The sequence below is a fragment of the Marinobacter antarcticus genome (genome assembly GCF_011049865.1).
GTDB lineage: Bacteria > Pseudomonadota > Gammaproteobacteria > Pseudomonadales > Oleiphilaceae > Marinobacter > Marinobacter antarcticus_A.
The window spans coordinates 23,100-45,945 of sequence record NZ_DRGY01000133.1 but is presented as its reverse complement, the minus strand read 5'-3'; the positions used below and the strand labels follow the sequence as shown (position 1 = coordinate 45,945).

The 22,846-nt window shown below is 55.1% G+C and carries 23 protein-coding genes and 1 pseudogene; 5 read left to right on the top strand and 19 right to left on the bottom strand.

Features of this window, described 5'->3' with window-relative positions; translation table 11 throughout:
* Positions 1 to 183: 183 nt before the first annotated feature.
* Both ENI00_RS16040 and ENI00_RS16035 read left to right on the top strand, forming a co-directional pair.
* On the top strand, positions 184 to 726 hold the full coding sequence (locus ENI00_RS16040; RefSeq protein WP_304104547.1) for an LPP20 family lipoprotein: 543 nt from the start codon (positions 184 to 186) through the stop codon (positions 724 to 726).
* 151 nt (positions 727 to 877) lie between these two features.
* Entirely contained in the window at positions 878 to 2,038 is a 1,161-nt protein-coding gene (locus tag ENI00_RS16035) for a flagellar assembly protein T N-terminal domain-containing protein (RefSeq protein ID WP_304104545.1), read from the top strand.
* 16 nt (positions 2,039 to 2,054) lie between these two features.
* Here the strand turns inward: ENI00_RS16035 and ENI00_RS16030 are convergent, their stop codons facing one another.
* The 7 genes from ENI00_RS16030 to sufB form a co-directional block, all read right to left on the bottom strand.
* Positions 2,055 to 2,513, bottom strand: a complete 459-nt coding sequence (locus ENI00_RS16030) for a SufE family protein (protein WP_304104543.1) — start codon at positions 2,511 to 2,513, stop codon at positions 2,055 to 2,057.
* A complete protein-coding gene (gene sufT / locus ENI00_RS16025; protein WP_304104541.1) occupies positions 2,514 to 3,056 on the bottom strand; it encodes a putative Fe-S cluster assembly protein SufT in 543 nt (180 codons plus the stop codon). It lies immediately after the preceding gene.
* A gap of 13 nt (positions 3,057 to 3,069) precedes the next feature.
* The gene (locus ENI00_RS16020) at positions 3,070 to 3,423 is read right to left on the bottom strand and encodes a HesB/IscA family protein (protein ID WP_304104539.1); all 354 of its coding nucleotides are present in this window, start codon (positions 3,421 to 3,423) and stop codon (positions 3,070 to 3,072) included.
* Between the two features lie 13 nt (positions 3,424 to 3,436).
* Positions 3,437 to 4,690, bottom strand: coding sequence for an aminotransferase class V-fold PLP-dependent enzyme (locus ENI00_RS16015; protein WP_304104537.1), 1,254 nt, complete (start codon positions 4,688 to 4,690; stop codon positions 3,437 to 3,439).
* A gap of 5 nt (positions 4,691 to 4,695) precedes the next feature.
* Positions 4,696 to 5,982: a Fe-S cluster assembly protein SufD gene (gene sufD / locus ENI00_RS16010; RefSeq protein ID WP_304104536.1), complete on the bottom strand. Its 1,287-nt coding sequence runs from the start codon at positions 5,980 to 5,982 to the stop codon at positions 4,696 to 4,698.
* Positions 5,983 to 5,994: 12 nt separating this feature from the next.
* A complete protein-coding gene (gene sufC, locus ENI00_RS16005) occupies positions 5,995 to 6,783 on the bottom strand; it encodes a Fe-S cluster assembly ATPase SufC (protein WP_304104534.1) in 789 nt (262 codons plus the stop codon).
* Positions 6,784 to 6,853: 70 nt separating this feature from the next.
* Complete coding sequence (sufB, locus tag ENI00_RS16000; protein ID WP_304104532.1) at positions 6,854 to 8,302, bottom strand: Fe-S cluster assembly protein SufB; 1,449 nt, start codon at positions 8,300 to 8,302, stop codon at positions 6,854 to 6,856.
* Between the two features lie 339 nt (positions 8,303 to 8,641).
* Between sufB and ENI00_RS15995 the strand changes: the two genes are divergently transcribed.
* Entirely contained in the window at positions 8,642 to 8,998 is a 357-nt protein-coding gene (locus ENI00_RS15995) for a helix-turn-helix transcriptional regulator (RefSeq protein WP_304104530.1), read from the top strand.
* 6 nt (positions 8,999 to 9,004) lie between these two features.
* On the opposite strand, the gene fabB is transcribed toward ENI00_RS15995, so the two are convergent.
* The 3 genes from fabB to ENI00_RS15980 all read right to left on the bottom strand — a co-directional run bounded on the left by fabB (position 9,005) and on the right by ENI00_RS15980 (position 12,128).
* Positions 9,005 to 10,216 carry a beta-ketoacyl-ACP synthase I gene (gene fabB, locus ENI00_RS15990; protein ID WP_304104528.1) on the bottom strand — a complete coding sequence of 404 codons (1,212 nt, stop codon included), beginning with the start codon at positions 10,214 to 10,216 and terminating at the stop codon, positions 9,005 to 9,007.
* An 11-nt stretch (positions 10,217 to 10,227) separates the two neighbouring features.
* Positions 10,228 to 10,737: a bifunctional 3-hydroxydecanoyl-ACP dehydratase/trans-2-decenoyl-ACP isomerase gene (gene fabA / locus ENI00_RS15985; RefSeq protein ID WP_304104526.1), complete on the bottom strand. Its 510-nt coding sequence runs from the start codon at positions 10,735 to 10,737 to the stop codon at positions 10,228 to 10,230.
* 206 nt (positions 10,738 to 10,943) lie between these two features.
* The gene (locus ENI00_RS15980; protein WP_304104523.1) at positions 10,944 to 12,128 is read right to left on the bottom strand and encodes an NnrS family protein; all 1,185 of its coding nucleotides are present in this window, start codon (positions 12,126 to 12,128) and stop codon (positions 10,944 to 10,946) included.
* Positions 12,129 to 12,254: 126 nt separating this feature from the next.
* Here ENI00_RS15980 and ENI00_RS15975 point away from each other — a divergent pair, with 126 nt between their 5' ends.
* A complete protein-coding gene (locus ENI00_RS15975) occupies positions 12,255 to 12,632 on the top strand; it encodes a SirB2 family protein (RefSeq protein WP_304104521.1) in 378 nt (125 codons plus the stop codon).
* Positions 12,633 to 12,670: 38 nt separating this feature from the next.
* On the opposite strand, the gene ENI00_RS15970 is transcribed toward ENI00_RS15975, so the two are convergent.
* The 5 genes from ENI00_RS15970 to ENI00_RS15950 form a co-directional block, all read right to left on the bottom strand.
* A complete protein-coding gene (locus ENI00_RS15970; RefSeq protein WP_304104520.1) occupies positions 12,671 to 13,150 on the bottom strand; it encodes a MarR family winged helix-turn-helix transcriptional regulator in 480 nt (159 codons plus the stop codon).
* Between the two features lie 83 nt (positions 13,151 to 13,233).
* Positions 13,234 to 14,373, bottom strand: a complete 1,140-nt coding sequence (gene aliB, locus ENI00_RS15965) for a cyclohexanecarboxyl-CoA dehydrogenase (protein ID WP_304104518.1) — start codon at positions 14,371 to 14,373, stop codon at positions 13,234 to 13,236.
* 24 nt (positions 14,374 to 14,397) lie between these two features.
* Positions 14,398 to 15,180 (bottom strand): 2-ketocyclohexanecarboxyl-CoA hydrolase, encoded by a 783-nt coding sequence (gene badI, locus ENI00_RS15960; RefSeq protein ID WP_304104516.1) that lies wholly within the window; start codon positions 15,178 to 15,180, stop codon positions 14,398 to 14,400.
* 32 nt (positions 15,181 to 15,212) lie between these two features.
* Positions 15,213 to 15,980 (bottom strand): SDR family NAD(P)-dependent oxidoreductase, encoded by a 768-nt coding sequence (locus ENI00_RS15955; protein ID WP_304104514.1) that lies wholly within the window; start codon positions 15,978 to 15,980, stop codon positions 15,213 to 15,215.
* 44 nt (positions 15,981 to 16,024) lie between these two features.
* Positions 16,025 to 17,689, bottom strand: a complete 1,665-nt coding sequence (locus ENI00_RS15950) for an AMP-binding protein (RefSeq protein WP_304104512.1) — start codon at positions 17,687 to 17,689, stop codon at positions 16,025 to 16,027.
* 252 nt (positions 17,690 to 17,941) lie between these two features.
* On the opposite strand from ENI00_RS15950, the pseudogene ENI00_RS15945 reads away from it, so the two are divergent.
* A pseudogene (locus ENI00_RS15945) lies at positions 17,942 to 18,400 on the top strand (SirB2 family protein); the annotation flags it as partial.
* A gap of 1 nt (position 18,401) precedes the next feature.
* On the opposite strand, the gene ENI00_RS15940 reads toward ENI00_RS15945, so the two are convergent.
* The 4 genes from ENI00_RS15940 to ENI00_RS15925 form a co-directional block, all read right to left on the bottom strand.
* Entirely contained in the window at positions 18,402 to 19,232 is an 831-nt protein-coding gene (locus tag ENI00_RS15940) for an ion transporter (RefSeq protein ID WP_304104511.1), read from the bottom strand.
* A gap of 136 nt (positions 19,233 to 19,368) precedes the next feature.
* Positions 19,369 to 20,736, bottom strand: coding sequence for a GGDEF domain-containing protein (locus tag ENI00_RS15935; RefSeq protein ID WP_304104509.1), 1,368 nt, complete (start codon positions 20,734 to 20,736; stop codon positions 19,369 to 19,371).
* A gap of 45 nt (positions 20,737 to 20,781) precedes the next feature.
* Positions 20,782 to 21,144, bottom strand: coding sequence for an MFS transporter (locus ENI00_RS15930; protein WP_304104507.1), 363 nt, complete (start codon positions 21,142 to 21,144; stop codon positions 20,782 to 20,784).
* 67 nt (positions 21,145 to 21,211) lie between these two features.
* Positions 21,212 to 22,804 (bottom strand): antiporter, encoded by a 1,593-nt coding sequence (locus ENI00_RS15925; protein WP_304104505.1) that lies wholly within the window; start codon positions 22,802 to 22,804, stop codon positions 21,212 to 21,214.
* Between the last annotated feature and the right edge of the window lie 42 nt (positions 22,805 to 22,846).

Sequence of the window (22,846 nt, the reverse complement as noted above, 5' to 3'; positions counted from 1 at the left end):
TCCTTATTTGGGTTCCTGAGTTGGAATGACAGCGGCGCACTATTCCCGGGTAGAGGCATGTTTTTGCCGGTCTTTGCCGCTGACGTTGTATATTTTAAAAAAACGGTATCTTGATCAGGGTGTTATAAAAGCTGGCGTGAATTTTTCATGGTGTGCTTGAAACGATTTCTGGAGATCAAAAAAATGGCCACTCGCTGGTTAATAATCCCCTTTTTGGCGTTCACGCTGGCGGCCTGCTCGACGAACGGTAGTGACCGGGACAGGCTCAGCGCGCAATCTGACCGGCAGTTCGAGCCCATTACCGTTCGGGTCAGCGGTTTTGGCACTTATGAAGATGTCAGTGCGGACAGGCTGAACACGCGCAAGCGCCTGATGGCGCGCAGGGCGTCGCAAATGGACGCTTACCGGAATCTGGCGGAGCGGGTTTACGGCACGGTGATTTACGGCAGCGCTACGGTGAACGATTTTGTTCTTCGCAATGATACGTTCCGCACCTACGTAGACAGCTACATTCGTGGCGCCAAAATGGTGGCGGTCAACGAACACAGTGACGGCGTTATTGAAACGGTGATGGAGTTAAAGTTGGAGCCACGGTTCCGGGCGTGTGTGTCCAAGGTATCGGATGAACAGGTGCAGGATCTTTGTCCCATGCCTTTGCCCAGATACAACGACGGTGTTGGTGATGTTCAGAGCAAAAGCGTCGATTCCCTTTATTATCTGGACTAGAACCTGGTTTGGATGAAAGGCTGTCTCCAGAATTTCAGGCCAGACCGGTTCCAGAGCATGGAAAATTGATCGATAACACGGGTAGGAAATGATGCGCGGGTTTATAAAGCGGTGGGTGGGCTTGTCACTTTGGTGTTCACTGGTGCAACTGATGCTGGTTGTCAGTGCTCAGGCGGTTGTTCTGGAAGGTGTGGGCCACGCCAGCATTTATAATGAAGATCTTGCGTCTGCCCGTGCTGAGGCTCGCAATGCGGCCATGCGCGATCTTGCCCTGCAGTATGAGTCGCAGGTAAGCACCAGAGATACGATGGAAAACGGCGTTCTGACCGAGTCCAGAATGCGCTTGGTCTCCAGCGCCAAAGCGCGAAACGTAAAGATTATCGATGAACATCGTACCGGCGATATGCTGCGCGTCACTGTGCGTGGGGATATTTCTGCCGGGCAGGGAAGCTGCAGTGGCGGTGAGGCTGGCCGATTGAAAAAGCGAGTGGCCGTCACAGGATTTCCGCTTTTGTACCCGGATCAGGCCCGTGTGGGGCGTATTGATGATGCGGGTGAAATACTGCCGCAACGGCTTCAACAAGGCCTGCGCGAATCCGGCGATCTTCAGGTTTTTTCGGCCACCTCCTCGCGTTTGTTTTCCGATCTGTTGAATGCTCCCACTGTTCAGCAAGGTAGCAATCGCCTCACCAATGTTATTCAGGTAGCCCGGGAAATGGGGGTTCAGTTTGTGGTGACCGGCGTTATTCGGGATGTCGGTGTTGCAGACCCGGCCGCTTGGGGTTCCTCGGTTCTGGACAAGATGCAGCGGGGCATGGGTGCGTCTGATATGCGCCGTCGTTTTGCGGTGGATATGGTGGTTCTGGACGGCTTCAGTGGCTCACCGGTTTACCAGCAGCGGTTCGAGGCAGCGGCAGACTGGAATGCCGGCCCGGGCAGTTCTACGGGTTTTGGCTCAGCAGGGTTTCGGAAAACACATTATGGCGAGGCGGTTGCCGGTGCGATCTCTGATATGACGCAGGCGGTCACCGAAGCGCTTGCGTGCCAGCCGTTCATGACCCGAATTACCCGGGTAGACGGCCAACGGGTGACGCTGGCATCGGGCGCCACCGCCGGCTTGCGGCCAGGGGATGAACTGCATCTTTATCGCAGTGCCCGTTATTTCGACTCGTTGGGCGGAACGCCAGAGCTCAGCGACAGCCAGATGAAAGTCACGCTCAACAACGTTCATCCGGATTTCAGCAACGGCCTCATGCCCCAGGTTGGCGGGCAGGTTAATATTCAACGGGACGACATTGCGATTATCTGGTAGCTGAAAGGTGAATCGCTCAGGCCGCTTGGGTAGAGGCTATATCGCGGATTTTGCCGATCATGGCGCGTAAACCGTTGCCGCGTGTCGGTGAGATATGGCGGAACAGGTCCAACCGCTCAAACAACTCGTCGATGTCCGTTGCCAACAGGTCCCTGGGTGACTTGTCATTCAGCGCAACCAGAATCATGGCGGCGAGACCGCGAACGATGATGGCGTCGGAATCAATGAGCAGATAGAGCTTTCCGCTGGCTTCGTCGTAGTGGGAAATGAGCCATACCTGGCTCTGGCACCCGTGAACGTAGTTTTCTTCGATCCGAGCGTCGTCTGGAAACGCCGGCAGTTGTTTACCAAGATCGATGATAAACGCATACCGCTCTTCCCAGTCATCCAGAAACTCGAAGCCGTCGAGCACGTCTTCAATCGTGGGGTTTTTCCCGAGTGGGTTGTTCAGAAAATCCTGTTCTGTCGCCGGCATTTACAACATTCCCAATTCAAGCTTGGCTTCGTCGGTGAGCATGTCGTTATTCCAGGGTGGATCAAAGGTTAACTCTACCGTTACTTTGTCCACATTGGGTACGTGCTCTATTTTGACCTTCACGTCATCCGCTATGACCGGGCCCATGCCACAACCCGCGGCTGTGAGCGTCATCAGAATGAAAACATGGTTGCCTTCGGCTGTATCGTTTTCTATCCGGCATTCGTAAATCAGGCCCAGATCCACAACGTTGACCGGAATCTCCGGATCGTAGCAGTTGCGTATGGCTTCCCAAACCTGGTTTTCGTTGATGGTACCGTCGGCGGGCGTATCGAAACTGCTTTCCAGCGGCTTTTTGCCCAGGGCATCGGCGTTGTGGCCTTCAATGCGGGCAAGGTTGCCGTTAACCGCAACCGTAAAAGTGCCACCCAGCGACTGGGTAATGGTCACGAAGCTGTCGACCGGAATCATTATTTCCGTTCCGGTCGGAACAAGGCGAGCTTCCACCTCGCGTTTGGTCAGGACGACTTCACGTTCTTGCATGCCTGGTTAAACCTCAAGTTACGGTAAAGCTCTCACCACACCCGCACTCGGCGGTGGCGTTCGGGTTGCGGAACTGGAACATCGAGTTCACACCCTCGGTAACAAAGTCGATTTCGATGCCGTTCACCATGGACAGGTGTTCTTCTTTCACAAACACGTCAACGCCATCGATGTGAAACACCCTGTCGTCGGATTCGGCTTCATCAACCCACTGGGTTTCGTATTTAAAGCCCGAACACCCGCTTTTCCGAATCGCCAAACGAATGCCGCTGGCATCGGCTTTTTTGTCGAGTTGCTTGCGCACGTGCTTGACGGCACTGGGCGTCATGGTAACGCCAACGATTGGAGTAAAGACTTCAGCTGTCATAGTGCTACCTCCGTCAGGCAAACAGGCGCTGGATTTTTTGCAAGGCGGTAAACAATTGATCCACCTCGTCCAACGTATTATAGAACGCGAAAGAGGCCCGGGCTGTACCGGGAACTCCGTAGAAATCCATCAGCGGCATGGCGCAGTGATGGCCAGTGCGAATGGCGATGCCTTGCTGATCCAGCAACGTGCCTATATCACTGGGGTGCAAACCCTCAATTTTAAAGGACATCACCGGAACTTTGAGCTTTGCGGTGCCAATAACCGACATGCCCGGAACGGTTTCAATCAGGCGATTGGCGCGTTCCAGCAAGGCGTTTTCGGCCGCTTCCATTGCTTTTCGGTCTAGACGGCTCACGTAGTCGATAGCCGCGCCAAGGCCGACGGCCTCAGCGATAGCCGGTGTGCCGGCTTCAAATTTGTAGGGCAGTGTGTTCCAGGTCGTCCCTGCGAAGGATACTCGCTCAATCATCTCGCCGCCGCCCTGGTACGGGGGCATTTCTTCGAGCAACGCAGCTTTGCCGTAGAGCACGCCAATGCCCGTGGGGCCGAACAGTTTATGGGCCGAAAACACGTAGAAATCGCAGCCCAGGGCTTGCACGTCTGGTTGAAAGTGCGGAACCGCCTGAGCGCCATCAAGCAGCGTGATGATGCCACGGGCTTTGGCCTGTTTAACCATATTGACAACCGGGTTGATCGTGCCCAATACGTTGGAAACATGGGTAATGGCCAGCACTCGGGTGCGATCGTTCAGCAGGCTGTTGAACGAGTCGAGATCCAGTTCGCCTTCTGGCGTCACCTGAATCGGAACCACTTTTGCGCCAGTGCGCTCGGCGATCATCTGCCAGGGCACAATGTTGGCGTGGTGTTCCATGCAGCTCACCAGAATCTCATCACCGGCATTGAGGCGGGGCGCAAGACCGTTCGCCACCAGATTGATGGCTTCGGTGGTGCCCCGTGTCCAGATAATCTCCTGCGTGCTAGGCGCATTCAAAAAGCTGCGAACGGTTTCCCGGGCACCCTCAAACGCCGTGGTTGCACGGTCGCCCAGGGTGTGAGCACCCCGATGAACATTGGAGTGCATTTCCCGGTAATAGCGATCCATGGCATCCAGAACGGCCGTTGGCTTTTGCGCCGACGCACCGTTATCCAGATACACCAGCGGCTTTCCGTTCACCTGTTGAGACAGGATCGGAAAATCCCGGCGAATGGCGTGTACATCAAACGCCTTGCGGGTTGCTGTGTTTGCCACAGACAGGTCGTTCATACCGGTCAGGCCTCCTGAAATGTCTGATCAAAGAACTGGTTAAGATGGGTTTGCACCGTGTCTTTTACGGCGTCTACCGGAATCTGGGCCACCAACTCGTTGATGAAAGCCATAGTCAGCAGCACGTTGGCTTCGCGGCGGCTAATGCCCCGTGACACCAGATAAAACAGTGATTCTTCGTCGAGCTGGCCGATGGTTGCGCCGTGGGCACATTTGACGTCGTCTGCATAAATTTCCAGTTCAGGCTTGGTGTCTATTTCCGCACCTGTGTTAAGCAACAGATTTTTGTTGTTCATATTCGCATTGGACTTCTGTGCGTCCTGATGAATATGAATCCGGCCGTTGAACACAGCGTGGGACTTGTCTGCGGCAATGTTGCGATAGGTTTCTTCGCTGTCGCAGTGGGGTGCCACATGCTCAATGGTGGTGTGGTTGTCGTAATGCTGGGTGCCCTGGGTAACGACCACGCCGTTGAGCTTGCATTCAGCGCCTTCACCTTCAAGTCGCACTTGCAGATCATGGCGCCGAAGAGGGCCGCCAAAGCCTACGCAGTGGCTTTCAAAGCGTGAGCTGCGCTGCTGCAGCACGCCCGTGGCGCCTATGTGTTGCACGTTCTCACCGTCCATGCTCAGACGGATATTGGTAACGTTCGCACCTTCCGCAAGATTAAACTCGGTGACCGTATTCACCATGACCGCTTCCTGGCCGCTGGAAATATACTCTTCAACCAGAGTGATCTTGCTGTTGCGACCCGCATCGACAAAGATGCGCGGAAACGCCGACCCACTGTGGCCTGCGGTCACCTCATGAATAATAAACAGGGGCTGGTCAAGCACCGCATCCGGTTTCAGGCGAATCACCAGGCCATCTTCAAAGCGGGCCGAGTTCAAGCCGGCCAGTTGCACGGCTTTTTTGTCCAGGGTGCTGTCGAGGCGCTCAGCCAGTTCGCTGGCTTCGGCATCGGAAAGGTCGCCAAAACGCTGGATGAGAATGTTGTTCAAGTCCGGGTATTCACAAGCTTCCGGAATCACCATGCCATTGATGAATACAACTTTGTAACCCGGAACCGCCAGTGCACTGCCCGCTTTGCCATTGATCGGCAAGGAGCTGGCCATTTCGTCGGTCAGCTTGAGGTACTTGCTGGAGTACTTCCAGTTTTCCGTTTTACGCGTTGGCAGGGGCATGTCGACCAAAGCGGCTCCCCGTTGCTTGCGCAGGGCGAGCAACGGTTCTGGAAGCGCTTGACCGGCCGGGTGCAGGAACGCGGTGGAAAGAGTTGGTGCTGGTTTCATTCCCCGGTCTCCTTAGTGGGCTGAATTGGAGAGCGCTGAATCGGCGTCCGTTGCTTCGTCTTTTATGCCAAGCCAGCCATAGCCGCGGTCTTCAAGCTCCAGGGCCAGTTCGCGACCACCGGATTTCACGATCCGCCCCTCGGCCAGAACGTGCACATAATCCGGCACAATGTGATCAAGCAGGCGCTGGTAGTGCGTGATCATAAGAATGCCACGGTCTTTGGAGCGCAGGGCGTTAACGCCGTCTGCAACCACCTTGAGGGCGTCGATATCAAGCCCGGAGTCGGTTTCATCCAGAATGGCCAGCTTTGGCTGCAGCAACAGGGCCTGCATGATTTCGTTACGCTTCTTCTCGCCGCCGGAAAAACCTTCGTTTACGCCGCGCTTGAGAAACGCGGGGTCCAGGTCTACTTGCTTTGATACTTCCCGGGCCAGCTTCATAAATTCAGCCGCGTTCATTTCCGACTCACCTCTATGGTGGCGCATGGAATTCACTGCGGTGCGCATGAACTGCAAGTTGCTGACGCCGGGAATCTCGACCGGGTATTGAAACGCCAGAAATACGCCATCGCGGGCGCGCGCCTCGGTTTCTTTTTCAAGCAGGTTGTCGCCGTTCAGCGTGACCTCACCTGAGGTAACGTCAAATGCGTCGTTACCTGCGAGCACCTGGGCGAGCGTACTTTTGCCCGAGCCGTTCGGGCCCATAATGGCATGGACTTCCCCGGCGTTGATCTCCAGGTTGATGCCTTTGAGGATCTCTTTGCCCTCAACGGATGCGTGCAGGTTTTTGATGCTCAGCATGTGTAGGCTTCTCTCTTTTTTAACCGTCTGAATTCTGTTTGCTTGCGCGATGCTTCGGGTTCCTTCGGTGTTAACCGACCGAACCTTCCAGGCTCACTTCCAGTAGCTTGCCGGCTTCAACCGCAAACTCCATGGGAAGCTCCTTGAAAACTTCTTTGCAGAAACCGTTCACAATCATGGAAACGGCCTGTTCCGGATCGATACCACGTTGCCGGCACAGAAACATCTGCTCGTCGCTGACCTTGGATGTGGTCGCCTCGTGTTCCACGATCGCGGATTTATTCAAGCTCTCGATGTACGGGAAGGTGTGCGCGCCACAGCGGTCGCCAATCAAAAGCGAATCACACTGAGTGAAGTTACGCGCGCCCTCGGCACGGGGGCCAAATTTAACCAGGCCGCGATAGGTATTGGAGCTTTTGCCCGCTGAAATACCCTTGGAGATGATGGTGCTGGACGTGTTTTTGCCCAGATGAATCATCTTGGTGCCTGTGTCTGCTTGCTGGTAATTGTGGGTGAGTGCCACTGAGTAGAACTCGCCAACGCTGTTTTCACCGCGCAGGATGCAGCTGGGATACTTCCAGGTAACTGCGGAACCTGTTTCAACCTGCGTCCAGGACACCTTGGAGTTCTTGCCGATACAGGCCGCGCGTTTGGTGACAAAGTTAAAGATGCCGCCTTTGCCGTTTTCATCGCCCGGATACCAGTTCTGTACCGTGGAGTATTTGATCTGGGCATCGTCCAACGCGACCAGTTCGACCACCGCTGCGTGCAGCTGGTTTTCGTCGCGCATGGGTGCTGTGCAGCCTTCGAGATAGCTGACGTAGCTGCCTTCGTCGGCGATGATCAGCGTGCGCTCGAACTGGCCGGTGTTTGCCGCGTTGATGCGGAAGTAGGTAGACAGTTCCATGGGGCAGCGCACGCCTTTGGGAACGTAGACAAAGGTTCCGTCGGAGAAGACGGCGGCGTTCAGCCCGGCGAAGTAGTTGTCCGTGTGGGGCACAACCGAGCCCAGGTATTTCTGAACCAGCTCGGGATAATCGCGCACGGCTTCGGAGATGGAGCAGAAAATAACGCCGGCTTTTGCCAGCGGTTCCTTGAAGGTGGTGGCTACGGAAACGGAATCAAATACTGCGTCTACTGCCACGCCTGCGAGCTGAGCGCGCTCATGCAAAGGAATGCCCAGTTTTTCGTAGGTTCTGAGGAGCTCGGGATCAATATCGTCGAGGCTCTGGGGCATGTCTTCTTTGCGCTTGGGGGCTGAGTAGTAGGAAATCGAGTTGTAATCGATTTTCGGGTAGCCCACATGCGCCCAGTTCGGCTCTTTCATTTCCAGCCAGCGACGATAGGCTTTCAGGCGCCACTCCAGCATGAATTCCGGCTCTTTCTTGATTGCAGAAAGGCGGGCGATAACGTCTTCATTCAAACCAGGCTCGAACGTATCCGTTTCGATTTCTGTTACAAAACCGTGTTCGTATTCCCGTTTGATCAGTTCGTTCACCTCTTGTTCGGTGGTCGCCATGATCGTCGCTCCGTATTCTCTCATCGGGGGCTCTGAGGCCCTTTAGTTTGCCGGCAACCCTGTGGGATCGCGGCGGCTGATATGTTACTTCTGGTTCGTGATTGTACAATACCAGACTAAATTAGTCAGGTATTAAATTGCGGGAACGCTGATTATAACGTAATACAACCGGCCGAGGCCAAACCTGACGGGCGCAGCGCGCCTGGGATACGAGTTTGTACGAGGGTCTTGATTCCGCCCAAACGACTTTTTGATTATTTTCAGCTAACATGTGTACGCTGCAAGTCGAAGTAAACCGAAGAGAGTGGGTCGGCATTGATGAATGAGGAGAGCGGTAAGATGGCATCAGAACCTCTGGACTCAGAGGTGGTGCGGGTTTCATTGAGTAACAAGGTGCGTTCACTGATCAGCATTCAACTTGCCCGCGGCAAGGTGGGCGTTGACGTGGTGTCGTCACAGTTACATATGAGTCGCTACACGCTTCACAAGAAACTGAAACGAGAGGGTTTAACCTTTGCTCGCTTATTGGAAGATGTGCGCCGTAAGCAGGCGTTGACGTATATGCAGGATAAAACCAAGCCGCTGGTAGAAATCGCCGAGCAGCTCGGGTTTTCAGAACTGAGCGCATTCAGCCGGGCTTTCAAGCGCTGGATGGGCACTTCCCCGGCTGAATATCGCTCTATCAGGCGCTCCTGACGGTCATCAGCATTTCTTGAACACCAGTGTGGCGTTGGTTCCGCCAAAGCCGAAGCTGTTGCTCATAACGAGATCGAGCGTCTGGTTGTCCATCCGTTCGCGCACGATCGGATAGCCCTCTGCGCCCTCATCCAGGTTCTGGATATTGGCTGACGGTGCGATAAAACCATCCCGCTGCATAATGATGCTGTAGATGGCTTCGTGCACGCCGGCTGCGCCCAGTGCGTGACCGCACAGGGGCTTGGTGGAGCTGAGTGGCGGGATTTTATCGCCAAAGGTCTGCTTCAGTGCTTTCAGCTCGGTCACGTCACCGGCGGGGGTGCTGGTGCCGTGGGTATTGATGTAGCTGATGTCGCCATCGAGATGTTTCATGGCTTGCTGCATGCAGCGCACTGCGCCTTCGCCACTGGGCGCAACCATATCGGCGCCGTCTGAGGTGGCACCAAAGCCAACCAGTTCCGCAAGAATGGTCGCGCCACGCGCTTCCGCATGTTCCAGAGCTTCAAGCACTAGTGTGCCGCCGCCGCCGGAGATAACAAAGCCATCGCGATCTTTATCGTAGGTGCGCGATGCCATTCCCGGGGTGTCGTTGTACTTGGTAGAGAGCGCGCCCATGGCATCGAACATCAGGCTCAGGGTCCAGTGGATATCCTCTCCGCCGCCCGCCAGCATGACATCCTGGCGCCCGAGGGCGATCTGATCTGCCGCATGACCGATGGCGTGAGCACTGGTTGCGCAGGCCGAGGTAATGCCATAGTTAATGCCGGTAATGCCAAATGCTGTGGTGATAGTGGCATTTATGGAGCTGCCCATGGTGCGGGGCACGCGATATGGACCAACCCTGCGAATGCCTTTTTCACGGTGGGTGTCTATAGCATCCAGTAGCTCGACAGTGGATGCGCCGCCCGTGCCAAATACCGCCCCGGTGCTGTTGGCCGTGAGGTGTTCCTTGCTCAGGCCAGCTTGTTCAATGGCTTCGCAGGTTGCCAGATACGTGTAAGCCGCAGCAGGACACATGAAGCGCAAAAGTTTGCGATCAATCAATTCCGGCAGATTCAGGTCAATCTGGCCACAAACGTGGCTGCGCAAACCGTTATCACGGGCTTCTTCACTGAAACCGATGCCAGGTATGGACTCCTTCAGGGAGCGAGTTACTTCTTTCTGATTGGTGCCAAGGCTGGAGACAATCCCCATACCGGTGATGACAACACGCCGCATCTTGCTAGCTCCTAAAAATCATCGGTGGAAGTAAATACGCCAACCCGCAGGTCTTTCGCCGTGTAGATTTCCTTGCCATCCACTTCCATGCGCCCGTCGGCAATGGCCAGCGTAAGTTTGCGACGGATCACTCGTTTGATGTCGAGTTGATAGCGTACTTTTTTGGCGGTAGGCAGAACCTGACCGGTGAATTTCACTTCTCCGGCGCCCAGTGCGCGGCCTTTGCCTTCACTGCCGCCCCACGCCAGGTAAAAACCTACCAATTGCCACATGGCGTCCAGGCCAAGGCAGCCAGGCATCACGGGGTCATCGACAAAATGCACTTTAAAAAACCAGAGATCCGGATTGATGTCCAGCTCCGCTATCAGGCTGCCGTTACCGTAAAGGCCGTCGTCTGTGCCTATGTGGGTTACACGGTCAACCATTAACATCTCGTCGATGGGCAGCCGCGTGGCGCCCGGGAAAAGTTTGCCATGACCGCATTTAATCAGGTCTTCTTTGTCAAAATGATCCGGGTTCATAGTGCCGTCGTCTCTGTTACAAAATGATTTATGGGTACTCTAGCCGTTATTTCGCGAGTCGCTATTGACCATTAGTGGATGATTAACTTTTAAACCATGCGGACGCAAGTGTCTTGTTGCCTCCCTGATGCGACTTGGAATAAAAAAGAGCAGGTTCTGTACGAACCTACTCTTTTTGGCGGCACCGGGAAAGACAGCCCGGTGGTTCAGCCTGCTCGGCCGTCTGGCCTGGGGCTTGCGAGAATTTTTGTGTAGCGCACCAGAAACATACCGTAGGCGAAAACCCAAAGCAGGCTGCTACTGCCGATTCCCGGGTGCCAGGGAATAATATCAAACGCCGTAAGCACGCGGATTAACGCCGCCAACTGGATGGCAACGAATGCCATAACCATGCCTTTGGGCAACACTAACGGTCGGCCGGTATGGCCCAGTGTCACACGGGCGATGACGCCCAGAATAAGGCAACCGATGGCGCCTGTTCCCGCCGCGTGGCTCCAGGCGTTGGATGGCCAGCCCGCAAACAGAGTGCCAGCAAGAAGGTACAGGGCGATGGGCACCCACAAAATGGAAAGGTGCAGAACCCAGAGTAGCGGTTCCTTGCGAACCAGCCAGCCTTTCCAGTTAGCCAGGCGAACCAGCATGAGCGTGCCCGCAACGATCGCCAAAACCCCGGTAACGGTTTGCCAACCGGTAATCAGCGATGCGGTAAGCAGGATCATGGAAAATAGCGTGGCCGTATCCAGCGCAGGAAACGTTTTAACGGCGTTGGCATCCAGCCCGCGCTGGCGTAGCCAGCCAGTGGTGAATGCCGGCGTGATGCGGCCGCCTATAATGCTGATCAATGCCATGGCCATAATCAACGCCCCATGGCTGAACGCCATGTCCAGGCTGACAACAAATCCTATCTGCATCAGCCACAACAAGCTCAACACCAACAAAATCATGAGTTGGCGCCACTGCTTTGCGTGCCAGATGCGCCACCCGGCATCCAGTATCACTAGCGGCAAAAAGGCCAGATTAAAACCCTGAACCAGCCAGTAAGGCAAATCGGCGCCCAGCATCAGAAGCAACCGGCCGGCCAGCCATACACCCCACAGCAAGGCGAGCCGCAAGCCGTGAGTGCGCTCGGTTTGCGTCCATACGCAGATAGCGGTCAGCAAAAAGCCGGCTATGGCCGCAGACAGAAAGCCGAACAGCATCTCGTGCTGGTGCCAGAATAGCCCGGGCATAGCCAGTGGCAGGCTGATCACCCCGGTTACCTGCAGTACCCACAGGGGGATGACCAGCAGCGTCATCACCGTCATCGACAGAAAGAAAATGCGGAATGGGTAGTCAAATAGTTGACCGACGCTGGCGGAATGGGCTTGAGCGGATGAGGGGGTGGCCTGCATGTTGATTCCTGTTAATACATATATGTTAAGTATATGTTAAACGCCTGCGGCTGCAAATAACATACCCGGTAGGGGGTACTTTTGCGTACAATGCCGCTATCGTTTTGATTCACAATGGAATGATTTATGAGTACGTACGTGATCCTGAAGCACCTCCACATGACCACAGCTTACCTGACGGTCATCCTGTTCACGTTGCGGCTGGTGCTCGATGCTGTTGGGCGGCCTGGCTGGCGTCAAACGCCGTTGCGCTGGATTCCCCACGCCAATGACACGGTTCTGCTGATCGCTGCCATCAGCCTCCTGTTTGTGGGAGGTTGGAACCCGCTTGATCAAGGCTGGCTGATGGCTAAAATATTGCTGTTGCTGGGCTATATCGCAGCCGGGCTGTTCGCTTTGAAACTCACCGTAGCGCGCCCCGTTCGCATAATTGCGGCCGTTCTGGCCCTGTTTCAGGTCTCGTTTATCTTCCATCTGGCAATGACCAAGCCCGTTCTGTTCTGACTCAGTCCGGCAAACCTGTCTCATTTACTTTTGACGGCCTAGCTCTCCTGATTGCCGCTGTTCCTGGAAGGCAGGGATATCTCGGTCATGTCATGTTGCAGTTTCTTTAGCAAGTGTAAAAAGCTGACGCCATCGTCAAAACTGAAACCTTGCAGGGATTGTTGATAGAACTCGGCAATGGTGATCTGGAGCTGCTCCCAGAATTCACGACCTTGATCTGTAAGTTTTACCAATCGCGCCCGGCGATCTTTCGGATCTTCGATGCGCACCACATGGCCGTCACGCTCCATGCGCTTAAGTACGCCGTCAAGGCTCTGACGACTCACATACAAGTATTCCTTTAGCTGATAGAACGAAGTCCCCTCCTCAAGCCCCTCCCGTGACAGTGCGCCAAGCACTGCCCACTGAACAGCGCTGATACCCATTTCGTTCTGAACCTGCCGCTGCAGGATGTTTCCGGTCTGGAAAAGGCGGAAAAATAGCCGGTTCGGAATGCCTCCGGATTCGTTGACGATCATCTGTACTCCTGTCTGGCCAGCCTCGCCCCCTGTCAAGAGCGGTTCGGCAACAGCGCCCCGAACCACGGAGGAAAGGACGCGCATCATTTAGGTAGATATTCCCGTGCGATGATATTTTTCATGATCTGAGCGGTGCCGTCACCTATTTGCAGACCCAAGACATCACGCAGACGCTGGGCGAAGGGCAGATCCTCACCCCAGCCGGTATGGCCGTGAGCCAGCAGACATTGCTTGACCACGTCGAACGCCAGTTTCGGGCACCACCATTTGTTCATTGCGGCCTCGGCGTTGTGAGGCAGGTTGTTGTCCTTTAGCCAGAGCGCATGGTAGCACTGCATGCGGGCAGCATGAACGTACGTTTGGTATTCCGCCAGTGGGTGCGTCAGGCCCTGGAAGGCCGAGAGGTTTTGGCCGAAAGCAGTGCGTTCGGTTAGCCATTGCCAAGTTTCATCCAGAGATTGCTGAGCCACTGCCAGACATTGCAGGCCAATTAGCGCACGGCTGTAGTCGAAGCCCTGCATCACCTGTTTGAATCCCTTGCCTTCGTCACCCAGCATGTGGCTGGCAGCCACCTCCACATTGTCGAAGAAGATGGAGCCACGGCCAATGGCGCGCTGACCGTTGTCTTCAAAACGCGTGGTGGTGATGCCCGGGGTGTTCATCGGTACCAGAAAGGCGCTTATGCCGGAAGCCCGCTGCTCCACTGTGCCCGTGCGGGCAAATACAACCGCCACATCGGCTTGATCGGCCATAGAGATGGAAGTTTTTTCGCCATTAAGTACGTAAACGTCGTCTTTCTTCTCCGCTTTCAGGCGCAGGTTGGCAGCGTCGGAGCCGCCGTGGGGTTCCGTTAAAGCAATGCAGGCCACTTTCTGCCCGCTGGTCATGCCGCGCAGCCATTTTTGCGCCAGGTCCGGCGCAGCATGGCTGGCAATGATCTGGCCATTCAGAGAAGTCAGCAGAGGGATGTAACCGACGTTGAAGTCTCCTTTCGAAATCTCCTCGATGATCAGGCCGCTGGTGATGCAGTTCATGCCGCTGCCGCCGAACTCCTCAGGCAGTTCGCCGCCAAGCAGGCCCATCTCGCCAAGCTGGCGGATGACCTCTTTTTCAATGATTCCTTCCTTATCCCGCTTGCGGTAGCCCGGAGCCAGCACTTCGGCGCTGAAACGGGCCACTGCTTCGCGGATCGCGTTCTGTTCCTCATTAAATGCGAAATTCATGGCGTTCTCCGGGCAAACAGGCCGTTACTTGTAGTATTTGCGGAATTCAGGTTTGCGCTTTTCCTTGAAGGCATTTACGCCTTCTTTGGATTCGTCTGTGTCGTAGTAGAGGCTCAGGGCCTGCATGCCCAGGGCGCCAATACCGGCAATGTTATCGCTGTCTGCATTGAACGAACGCTTAGCGATGGTCAGGGCGGTAGGGCTCTTCTCCAAGATTTCGTCACACCACTTACGAACTTCTTCATCCAGTTGCTCGGGCGGGACTACAGCGTTCACCAGCCCCCAGTCCAGCGCTTGCTGAGCGGAATATTTGCGGCACAGGTACCAGATTTCCCGGGCACGCTTCTCACCCACGACCCGTGCCAGGTAGGCGGTACCGAAACCGGGATCAACGGAGCCAACCTTCGGGCCCACCTGACCAAAGACGGCGGTTTCCGAGGCAATGCTCAGGTCGCAGATCACGTGCAGCACGTGGCCGCCGCCGATGGCGAAACCGTTCACCCGAGCGATCACCGGTTTGGGCACTTCCCGGATTGTCCGCTGCAGCTCTTCTACGGGCAGGCCTATCAGGCCGCGACCATCGTATTGGCCTTCATGGGCACTCTGGTCGCCACCGGTACAAAATGCCTTGTCACCGGCGCCAGTAAATACGATGACGCCGATATCCTTGTTCCAGCCAGCGCGATTGAAAGCATCCAGCAGCTCCATGCAGGTTTGGCCACGGAAGGCATTGTAGCGGTCTGGGCGGTTGATGGTGATGGTGGCGACACCATCGGTTTCGTCGTACAGAATATCTTCGTAATTCATGGTGTGTTCTCCGTGTTCGTTAGGGTTGGCAATCAGCCAGCCATCGTCAGACCACCAGATACACTGATGACCTGGCCGGTGATGAAATTGGCATCGTCACTGGCAAGCAGGGCGATGATGCCGGGGTAGTCTTCCGGCTGGGCCAGACGCTTCATGGGCACGGCGTTACGGAACGCTTCCAGCAGTTTTTCCGGATTCGGAGCGGTGTCCGCGACCCCTTTGAGCAGCGCGGTGTCGGTAGGGCCGGGGCAGACGACGTTAAGGCACACGTTCTTGGTGGCAAGTTCACGGGCTACAGTTTTGCTGAAACCTATCAGGCCGGCCTTACAAGCTGCGTAGACCGCCTCACCGGACGAGCCGACCCGGGCGGCATCGGAGGCCACGTTGATGACCTTGCCACCGCCGGCAGCGATCATTTTGGGCAGCACCACATGGTGCATATTCAAGGCGCCGGTCAGATTCACCGCAATCAGTTGATCCCACAATTTCGGTTCGGTTTTGAGAAACGGCATGAAACGATCGAAACCGGCATTGTTGACCAGCACTGTCGGCACCCCCAAGTCACTCTCGATGGCGGACACCGTGTCGATGATCGCTGCGTAATCGGTAATGTCGGCGGCGTAGGCTTTGGCTTTGCCGCCGGCTTGTGATATCAGGTCAACCGTGGCCTGAGCCGCGCTTTCGTCACGATCCAGAACAGCTACCAGGCTGCCTTCTTCGGCGAAGCGAAGGCTCACTGCGCGGCCAATTCCGCCACCGCCGCCGGTTACGATGACTGTGTTTCCGTTAAGGCCTCTCATGATGATGAGCTCCTGCCTTTCGATGAATAGTGTTGATGAGTGGGTCAGCCGCGTTTGGTCGGCTCCAGACGTACCTCTTTCGCCTGCTCGCGCAGTTTGAATTTCTGGATTTTGCCGGAGGCGGTGCGGGGCATGGCCTCGATTACTTCCAGGTATTCCGGCAGGTAGATTTTGGACAGTTGCTGTTTTGCCAGGTAATCCTTGATCTCGTTCAGAGTCACATTGGTGGCGTTTTCGTCGAGCGTTACATAGGCACATAGGCGCTCACCCAGGCGTTCGTCCGGGCAGCCCACCAAGGCTACATCGGAGATGCCGGGGAATTTATAAAGCAGGTTTTCCACCTCGACCACGGGGATGTTTTCGCCCCCGCGGATTACGACATCCTTGGTGCGACCGGTGATGCGTATATAGCCATCCCGATCCATGCGGGCGAGGTCTCCGGTGTTGAACCAGCCATCTTCATCCACGCCGTAGAGTTCCGGGCATTTCAGATAGCCGACAAACAGGCTCGCACCGCGAACCATCAGGCTGCCCTCTTCTCCTGCAGGCAGATCGTTGTCATTGAAGTCGGTGATTTTGACTTCCATCCAGGGCAGAGCCTTGCCGTCGGATTGGCTGGCGCGCTCGATTGGGTCTTCGGGGCAGGTCATGGTTACCGCTCCGTTTTCAGTCATGCCCCAGGCGGAGACGATTTTCGCGTTCAGCGCCTGGCCCGCATGTTCCGCCACGGCAGTGGGTATTGGCGCCCCGGCGGAGACGAAGATGCGAAGGGAATTCAGTTCGCCTTCATGTCTGGGAGCGGTTTTCACCAAGTCCGCAAGAAATGGCGTGGACGCCATGGTGAAGGTGGGCTTCTCAGCGGCGATCACCTTGCACACGTAATCGGCATCCCATATGTCCTGGAGAACGACTGTAGTGCCGAGATAAATCGGCATCATGATGCCGTAAAGAAAGCCCGTCTGATGAGCCACAGGGGAAGCCATTAGTACGCTATCGGCTGCGGTCAGATGCAACCTGTCGGCGTATGGGCGCACATTGGAAAGCAGCGTGTTGGAGGTGTGCATTACGCCTTTGGGCTGGCCAGTGGTGCCGGAGGTGTAGAGGGTCTGGATGACGTCATCAGCGTTGAGCTGGCGCTCGCGGAACAGGGCGCCGGTATCGAGCTGTTCTTCCCACGCGGTGTTGAGCAAGCGGTGTTCAAAGTTGCGATCTCCTTCACCGCCGATCACCAGCAGAGTCTCCAGGTTTGGCAGTTCGGGCAGGATGCCATCGACCATGGCCTCGTAGTCGAAGTTACGGAACACCTTTGGAATTACCAGCAGCTTTGCTTCACCGTGGCTGAGCATGAACCTTAGCTCCCGCTCGCGAAAAATAGGCATGATCGGATTAAGGATGGCGCCGATGCGAATGCAAGCCAAGTGAAGAGCCGTGGTCTGCCACCAGTTGGGTAACTGGCAAGCCACCACGTCACCTTTTGCAATGTCCATTCCTGCGAGGCCGGCAGCCATGCGGGTGACCTTGTCATTCAGTTCCCGATAGGTAAGTGCGGTGCGGGTATCGCTGGTGACCTGATAGCCGACGATGGCTGCAAGGTCCGGGGTGTTGGTCACCGCCTCATCCAGATAGTCGGTGATGAGTTTGTCGTTCCACGCGCCGCTTTCCATCATGGCTGTGCGGCGTTCCAGATTGAGAATGATGCCTTTATCCATCTGATTCACCTGTTGTGTCCGGTTTTTGTTGTTGGATGTCTGACCTTAAGAGGCAGACCGCTGTTCCGTCTCATTCAAGATACGCCTTGCTAGAATATTATGTCAACATGTTGCCTTAAAAAATACATCGGTATAAATTGCCTTTACTATTAAGCTCTAAGAATGAGATTTTTAGGGATTATAAGCCGTGTTTTAGTCGAGGTAATTATGGTTTATAGCAATATGTTGCCTTAAAAGTATGAAGCGGCGACCCTCGCTACACTGGAAGCGGACGAAGCCATTCGTGTCATCGTGATCACCGGTAATGACAAAGCGTTTGCCGCTGGCGCCGATATTTCAGAGGTGCAAGCACTGAGCTTCTTGCGGGCCTATGGAGCGTTTTATTTCAGCAATTGGGAATCAGTGGCCAGGTGCCAAAAGCCAGTGATTGCTGCAGTGGCCGGCTTGGCTCTAGGCGGTGGTTGTGAGCTGGCGATGATGTGTGACTTGCTGATCGCTGCCATCAGCCCCCTGTTTGTGGGAGGCTGGAACCCGCTTGATCAAGGTTGGCTGATGGCTAAAATATTGCGGTTGTTGGGCTATATCGCAGCCGGGCTGTTCGCTTTGAAACTCACCGTAGCGCGCCCCGTTCGCATAATTGCGGCTGTTCTGGCCCTGTTTCAGGTCTCGTTTATCTTCCATCTGGCAATGACCAAGCTCGTTATGTTCTGACTCAGTCCGGTAAATCCCGACGCTTCAGCTGCCGGTTCAGCTCTTGCAATTGGCTCTGCACATCCCGCAGCTGACGGGTAATCTCATCACGCTCATCGTGAGCTTGCTGGGCCTGTTTGGCATTCTGCTCTTCGCTCATTACATCCAGAATCGCGCCAATCATCATGTTGAGAAAAACAAACGCGGTGAGGAAAATAAAGGTCAGGTAGTAGATCCAGCTCAACGGGTACTGGTCCATGGTTGCGTACATCACGTCTGTCCAGTCTTCAAACGTAGCCACTCGGAAAAGTGTGAGCATGGAAATGGCGACATCGCCCCATAGCTTTTCGTCAACGCTGGCAAAGAACATGGACCCCATCGCGGCGTAAATATAAAAAATGATAAACATCAGAAGCGCGATATAGCCCATTCGCGGAATGGCTTTGAGCAGAGAATTGATCAGAAAGCGCAGTTCAGGCACCACGGAAACCAGACGCAGCACCCGGAATACCCGCAAAAGTCGCCCAAGCAGAACGGCTTCAGAATTGTCCAGAGGGATAAGGCTGCCAACAACAACGAGCGTGTCAAAGAGGTTCCAGCCGTCCAGAAAAAAGCGCCGTTTCACGGGGCTGGCGGCAAAGCGGAACAGAATTTCGACCAAGAAAAACAGTGTGATGGCCGTATCCATAACGCTCAGGGATTGCTCGACAAGAGGCGGCAGCTCATAGGTTTTAGCGCCTATGGTCAGAGCAGACAGAATGATAATGCCAATAACCACGCCCTGAAAGAGCGTGCTGGTTTCAATTCGGCGTAATTGGTTGAAACCGGCAACCGGGGACATTTCCGGGGACATGATGTTTGCTGCTCCAAGTGAAATCGGGTGCGTGGATTCTAATGGCCCGGCCCCCGTTTCGCTCAAGAAACGTAAGAAAAAACTCCGAGCCCTCGACCAGTATTAATAAAAAGGGCTCTTTGAGATTCTTTTCTTTTCAGGCGCTGGTAACAGATTGGGGTAGATCCGGCTTTTGATGGTGAGGCGGAGTCTGGGTGAAGCTGTGAACCTGATTCCGCCCATTTTTCTTTGCGCGATACATAGCCTGATCAGCGTGCAGAAGGAGTTGATCGGGTCTATCTCCGTCCTGAGGGTACCGCGCGATACCGATGCTGCCTGAGATCCGGGAAGTGCCGCCGCCAAGATCATAAGGTTTTGCCAACTCATTGATGATCCCCTGAGCCAACAGCTCTATCTGCCCGAGGTCAGCTGTATCCAGCAGGATAACCGTAAACTCGTCACCACTAAGTCGGGCAACTGTGTCTTCATCACGCACACTGCCAAGAATGCGTTTGGCAGCCTGTTTCAAAAGCTGGTCGCCCGCCTCATGCCCCATTACATCATTGACCTCCTTGAAATTGTCCAGATCTATGAAGAGCAATGTGAAAGGCGCGCCGGTGCGCTCAGAGTGCCGGGTTTGCTGATCAAGTCTGTCGCGGAACAGTCGTCTGTTGGGCAGGTCGGTGAGAAGGTCATAGTTGGCATGGTGCCAGACCTCAAGCTCAGCGTTGCGTCGCTTGGTAATATCCCGCGCCACTCCGGCGACGGCCTCAACCGAACCGCGCGCATCCAATACCGGTGAATAGATATATTCGTACCAGTGTTTTTCTGACCCTGTCCCAGCCGTGACTTCCCCGCGAAGGGTTTTCTTCATTTCTATGACGGTCTCGAATTGACTATGCAGATCGTGATGCGCCTCTGGCCACAAGTCAGCCAGGGCAACGCCCGGCAGTTGCTCCACAGGCTTACCCAGTAGAACGGAGGTAGCGATGTTTGCGAACACGATACGGCCGCTGACGTCGACCAGATAGGTGGGGTCGGGAGACTCGGACAGCATGGAAACGAAGCTCCGCTCCTGCTTTTCCTTTTCTTTGGTGAAGCTCTCAATCGACCCAAGAAGCGCCTGGTCAATGGCCTGGTCAAACAACACCAGTTCGTTCAGACCTGGAAGGGTTAACTCTTGAGCACCCTTGGTCCATAGTTCAACCACGCTGCGTCGCAGGGCAAAGAACTCGCTCGCCAAGTCGACAATATCCAGGCCCAGCTTCCGGCGCTCCTGCCCGTGCTCGCGCGCGGATTTGCTGGTTTCAGAAGGATTCGTCGCAGTTGCTGCCTGACCATCGCGTTGCTGCTCAGCTCGGGGTCGCTCTATTTCACGAACGATTGTGACCAGCATGGCTTTGGCGTGATCGCGACGCTCTACTTTCGAGGCGGATTTATCGGGCAAAAGATCTTTGGCGTTATCCTCCCATTCTTGAAGAACAGCCTCCATATTGGCCAAGATCCATTCTGGTAGATTCAGCATTATTTTACTCATAGACAGTGTGGCGGCGAATCACAGCAGGTCTCATCAATTAAATACAATTAAATACAAGTAATGAGACTCTGAACCAAGAGCGCCAACCAGTAGCATCAGATAGGTTGTGGCATAGGTGAGCAAATAAACGCAGGCAGCGGTGATCAGCATCAGTATGCCGAACACCCAACGCCCGCCGTACCGGTCCGTCCAGATGCCCAGGAACAATCGGCTGATAGAGCCGGTCAGAATGGGTGTGGCCATAAGCAGGCCAAGCTGGGTATCCGAAAGCCCAAGGTCTTCAGCAATGCGGATGCCAATGATGGAGAAAATTGTCCACACAGCGAAACATGTTGTAAAGGCCAATGTGGACAGGCCCAGTGCACGATGTTGCTGCGATCTGGCTGGCGTGCTCATGATAGTGTTCTCTGTTTGCGTTTATAGGCACGTTTACAGGAACAACGTGCGTTCGTGACGTGCGTTATTACGGGTTCTTGATATAAGCGTTTTTGCGCAAATAGAACCACCAGTTCACCACCAGGCACAGGGCGTAAAACACGGCGAAGCCATACATGGCCAATTCCGGGGTGCCAGCCTGAATCTGCTGGCCCAGCAGTTTGGGGGCAATGAAAGCACCGTAGGCGGCAATGGCGCTGGTCCAGCCCAGTACCGGGCCCTTTTGCTGTGGATCAAAAATATAGCCAATGCTGCGAAAGGTGGAACCATTGCCGATGCCGCTGGCGGCAAACATGAGGATGAACAGAATCAGGAACAGTGCGAAGTAGCTGTTCGGATCGGTGGCGTTGTAGGCCAGCATCATGACGTAGCCGGTTGCCACGGAGGCAATCACCATCACCACGGAAATGATCTGGGTAACAATAGAGCCGCCCATCTTGTCAGAGATCCAGCCGCCGATTGGGCGAATCAGGGCTCCCACGAATGGCCCCATCCACGCCCAGGTCAGAGCGCTGGGCGCGTTCGGATTAACAACGCGGGTAACGGTGCCGTCGGCTGCAACGTCCATCATGTTGCCGAAAATAACGCTGATAGACAGCGGCAAGGCGGCAGAAAAACCAATGAATGAGCCGAAGGTCAGGATGTAAAGCACGGTCATGGACCAGGTGTGCTTGTTGCTGAAAATGGTGAACTGGTTTTTGATGTTGGGTTTGATATCACCCGGAATCAGGCGTAGCAGAACCACCGTGAGCACAATGGTCAGCGGCAGGGCGAGCCACATGTTCATAATGCTCAGAGCCCAGATCCCGACTACTGACGTAAAGATGCCAACCCCGTAAAGCCCGAGTATCTTGCTGAAAGCCGACGCAGGGGTGCCCGGATTCGGGGTAACAACTTTCAGGTTGTTCACGCCGAACCATCCCGCGAATGCCAGCGGGATCAGGAACACCAGCCAGATAAAGCCTGCGTTCTGAATCCAGGTTTCCGTGCCTGCTTCAATACGGCCGATCAGCGTGCCGCTGGGGCTCTGCAATTGCATTGAGTCGCCCGCCAGAAAGCCGAAAACGCCCATGGTCATCACCAGCGGAATCAGAATCTGCATGGTGGTGACGCCGAAATTACCAAGACCAGCGTTCATCCCCAGGCCGTAGCCCTGTTTGCTCTTTGGATAGAATGAACTGATGTTGCTCATGGAGCAGGCGAAGTTCCCGCCCCCAATACCGGAGAGCAGCGCCAGCGCCTGGAAAACAATGAACGGCGTATTGGGGTTCATCAGGGCAATGCCGGTGCCGGCCGCCGGAATCATCAACAAGGCTGTGGTGAGGAAGACAGTATTGCGGCCCCCGGCAATCTTGATCATGAACGAGGCAGGAATGCGCAAGGTGGCACCAGACAGGCCGGCGATCGCTGAAAGCGAGAAAAGCTGCTCTATGCTGAAGGCGAAGCCCAGGTTCTGCATCTGAGTGGTGATCATTCCCCACATCAGCCATACCGCAAAACCCAAAAGCAGGCTGGGGATGGATATCCACAGGTTTCGGGAGGCAATATGCTTGCCTTCCTGCTCCCAGAATTCATCGCTTTCGACATCCCAGTGCTCGATATCGGCGTTGGTTTTCGCCATAACAATGCTCCCTCCATTAGCGTGCCTTGATCCGCATCGGGC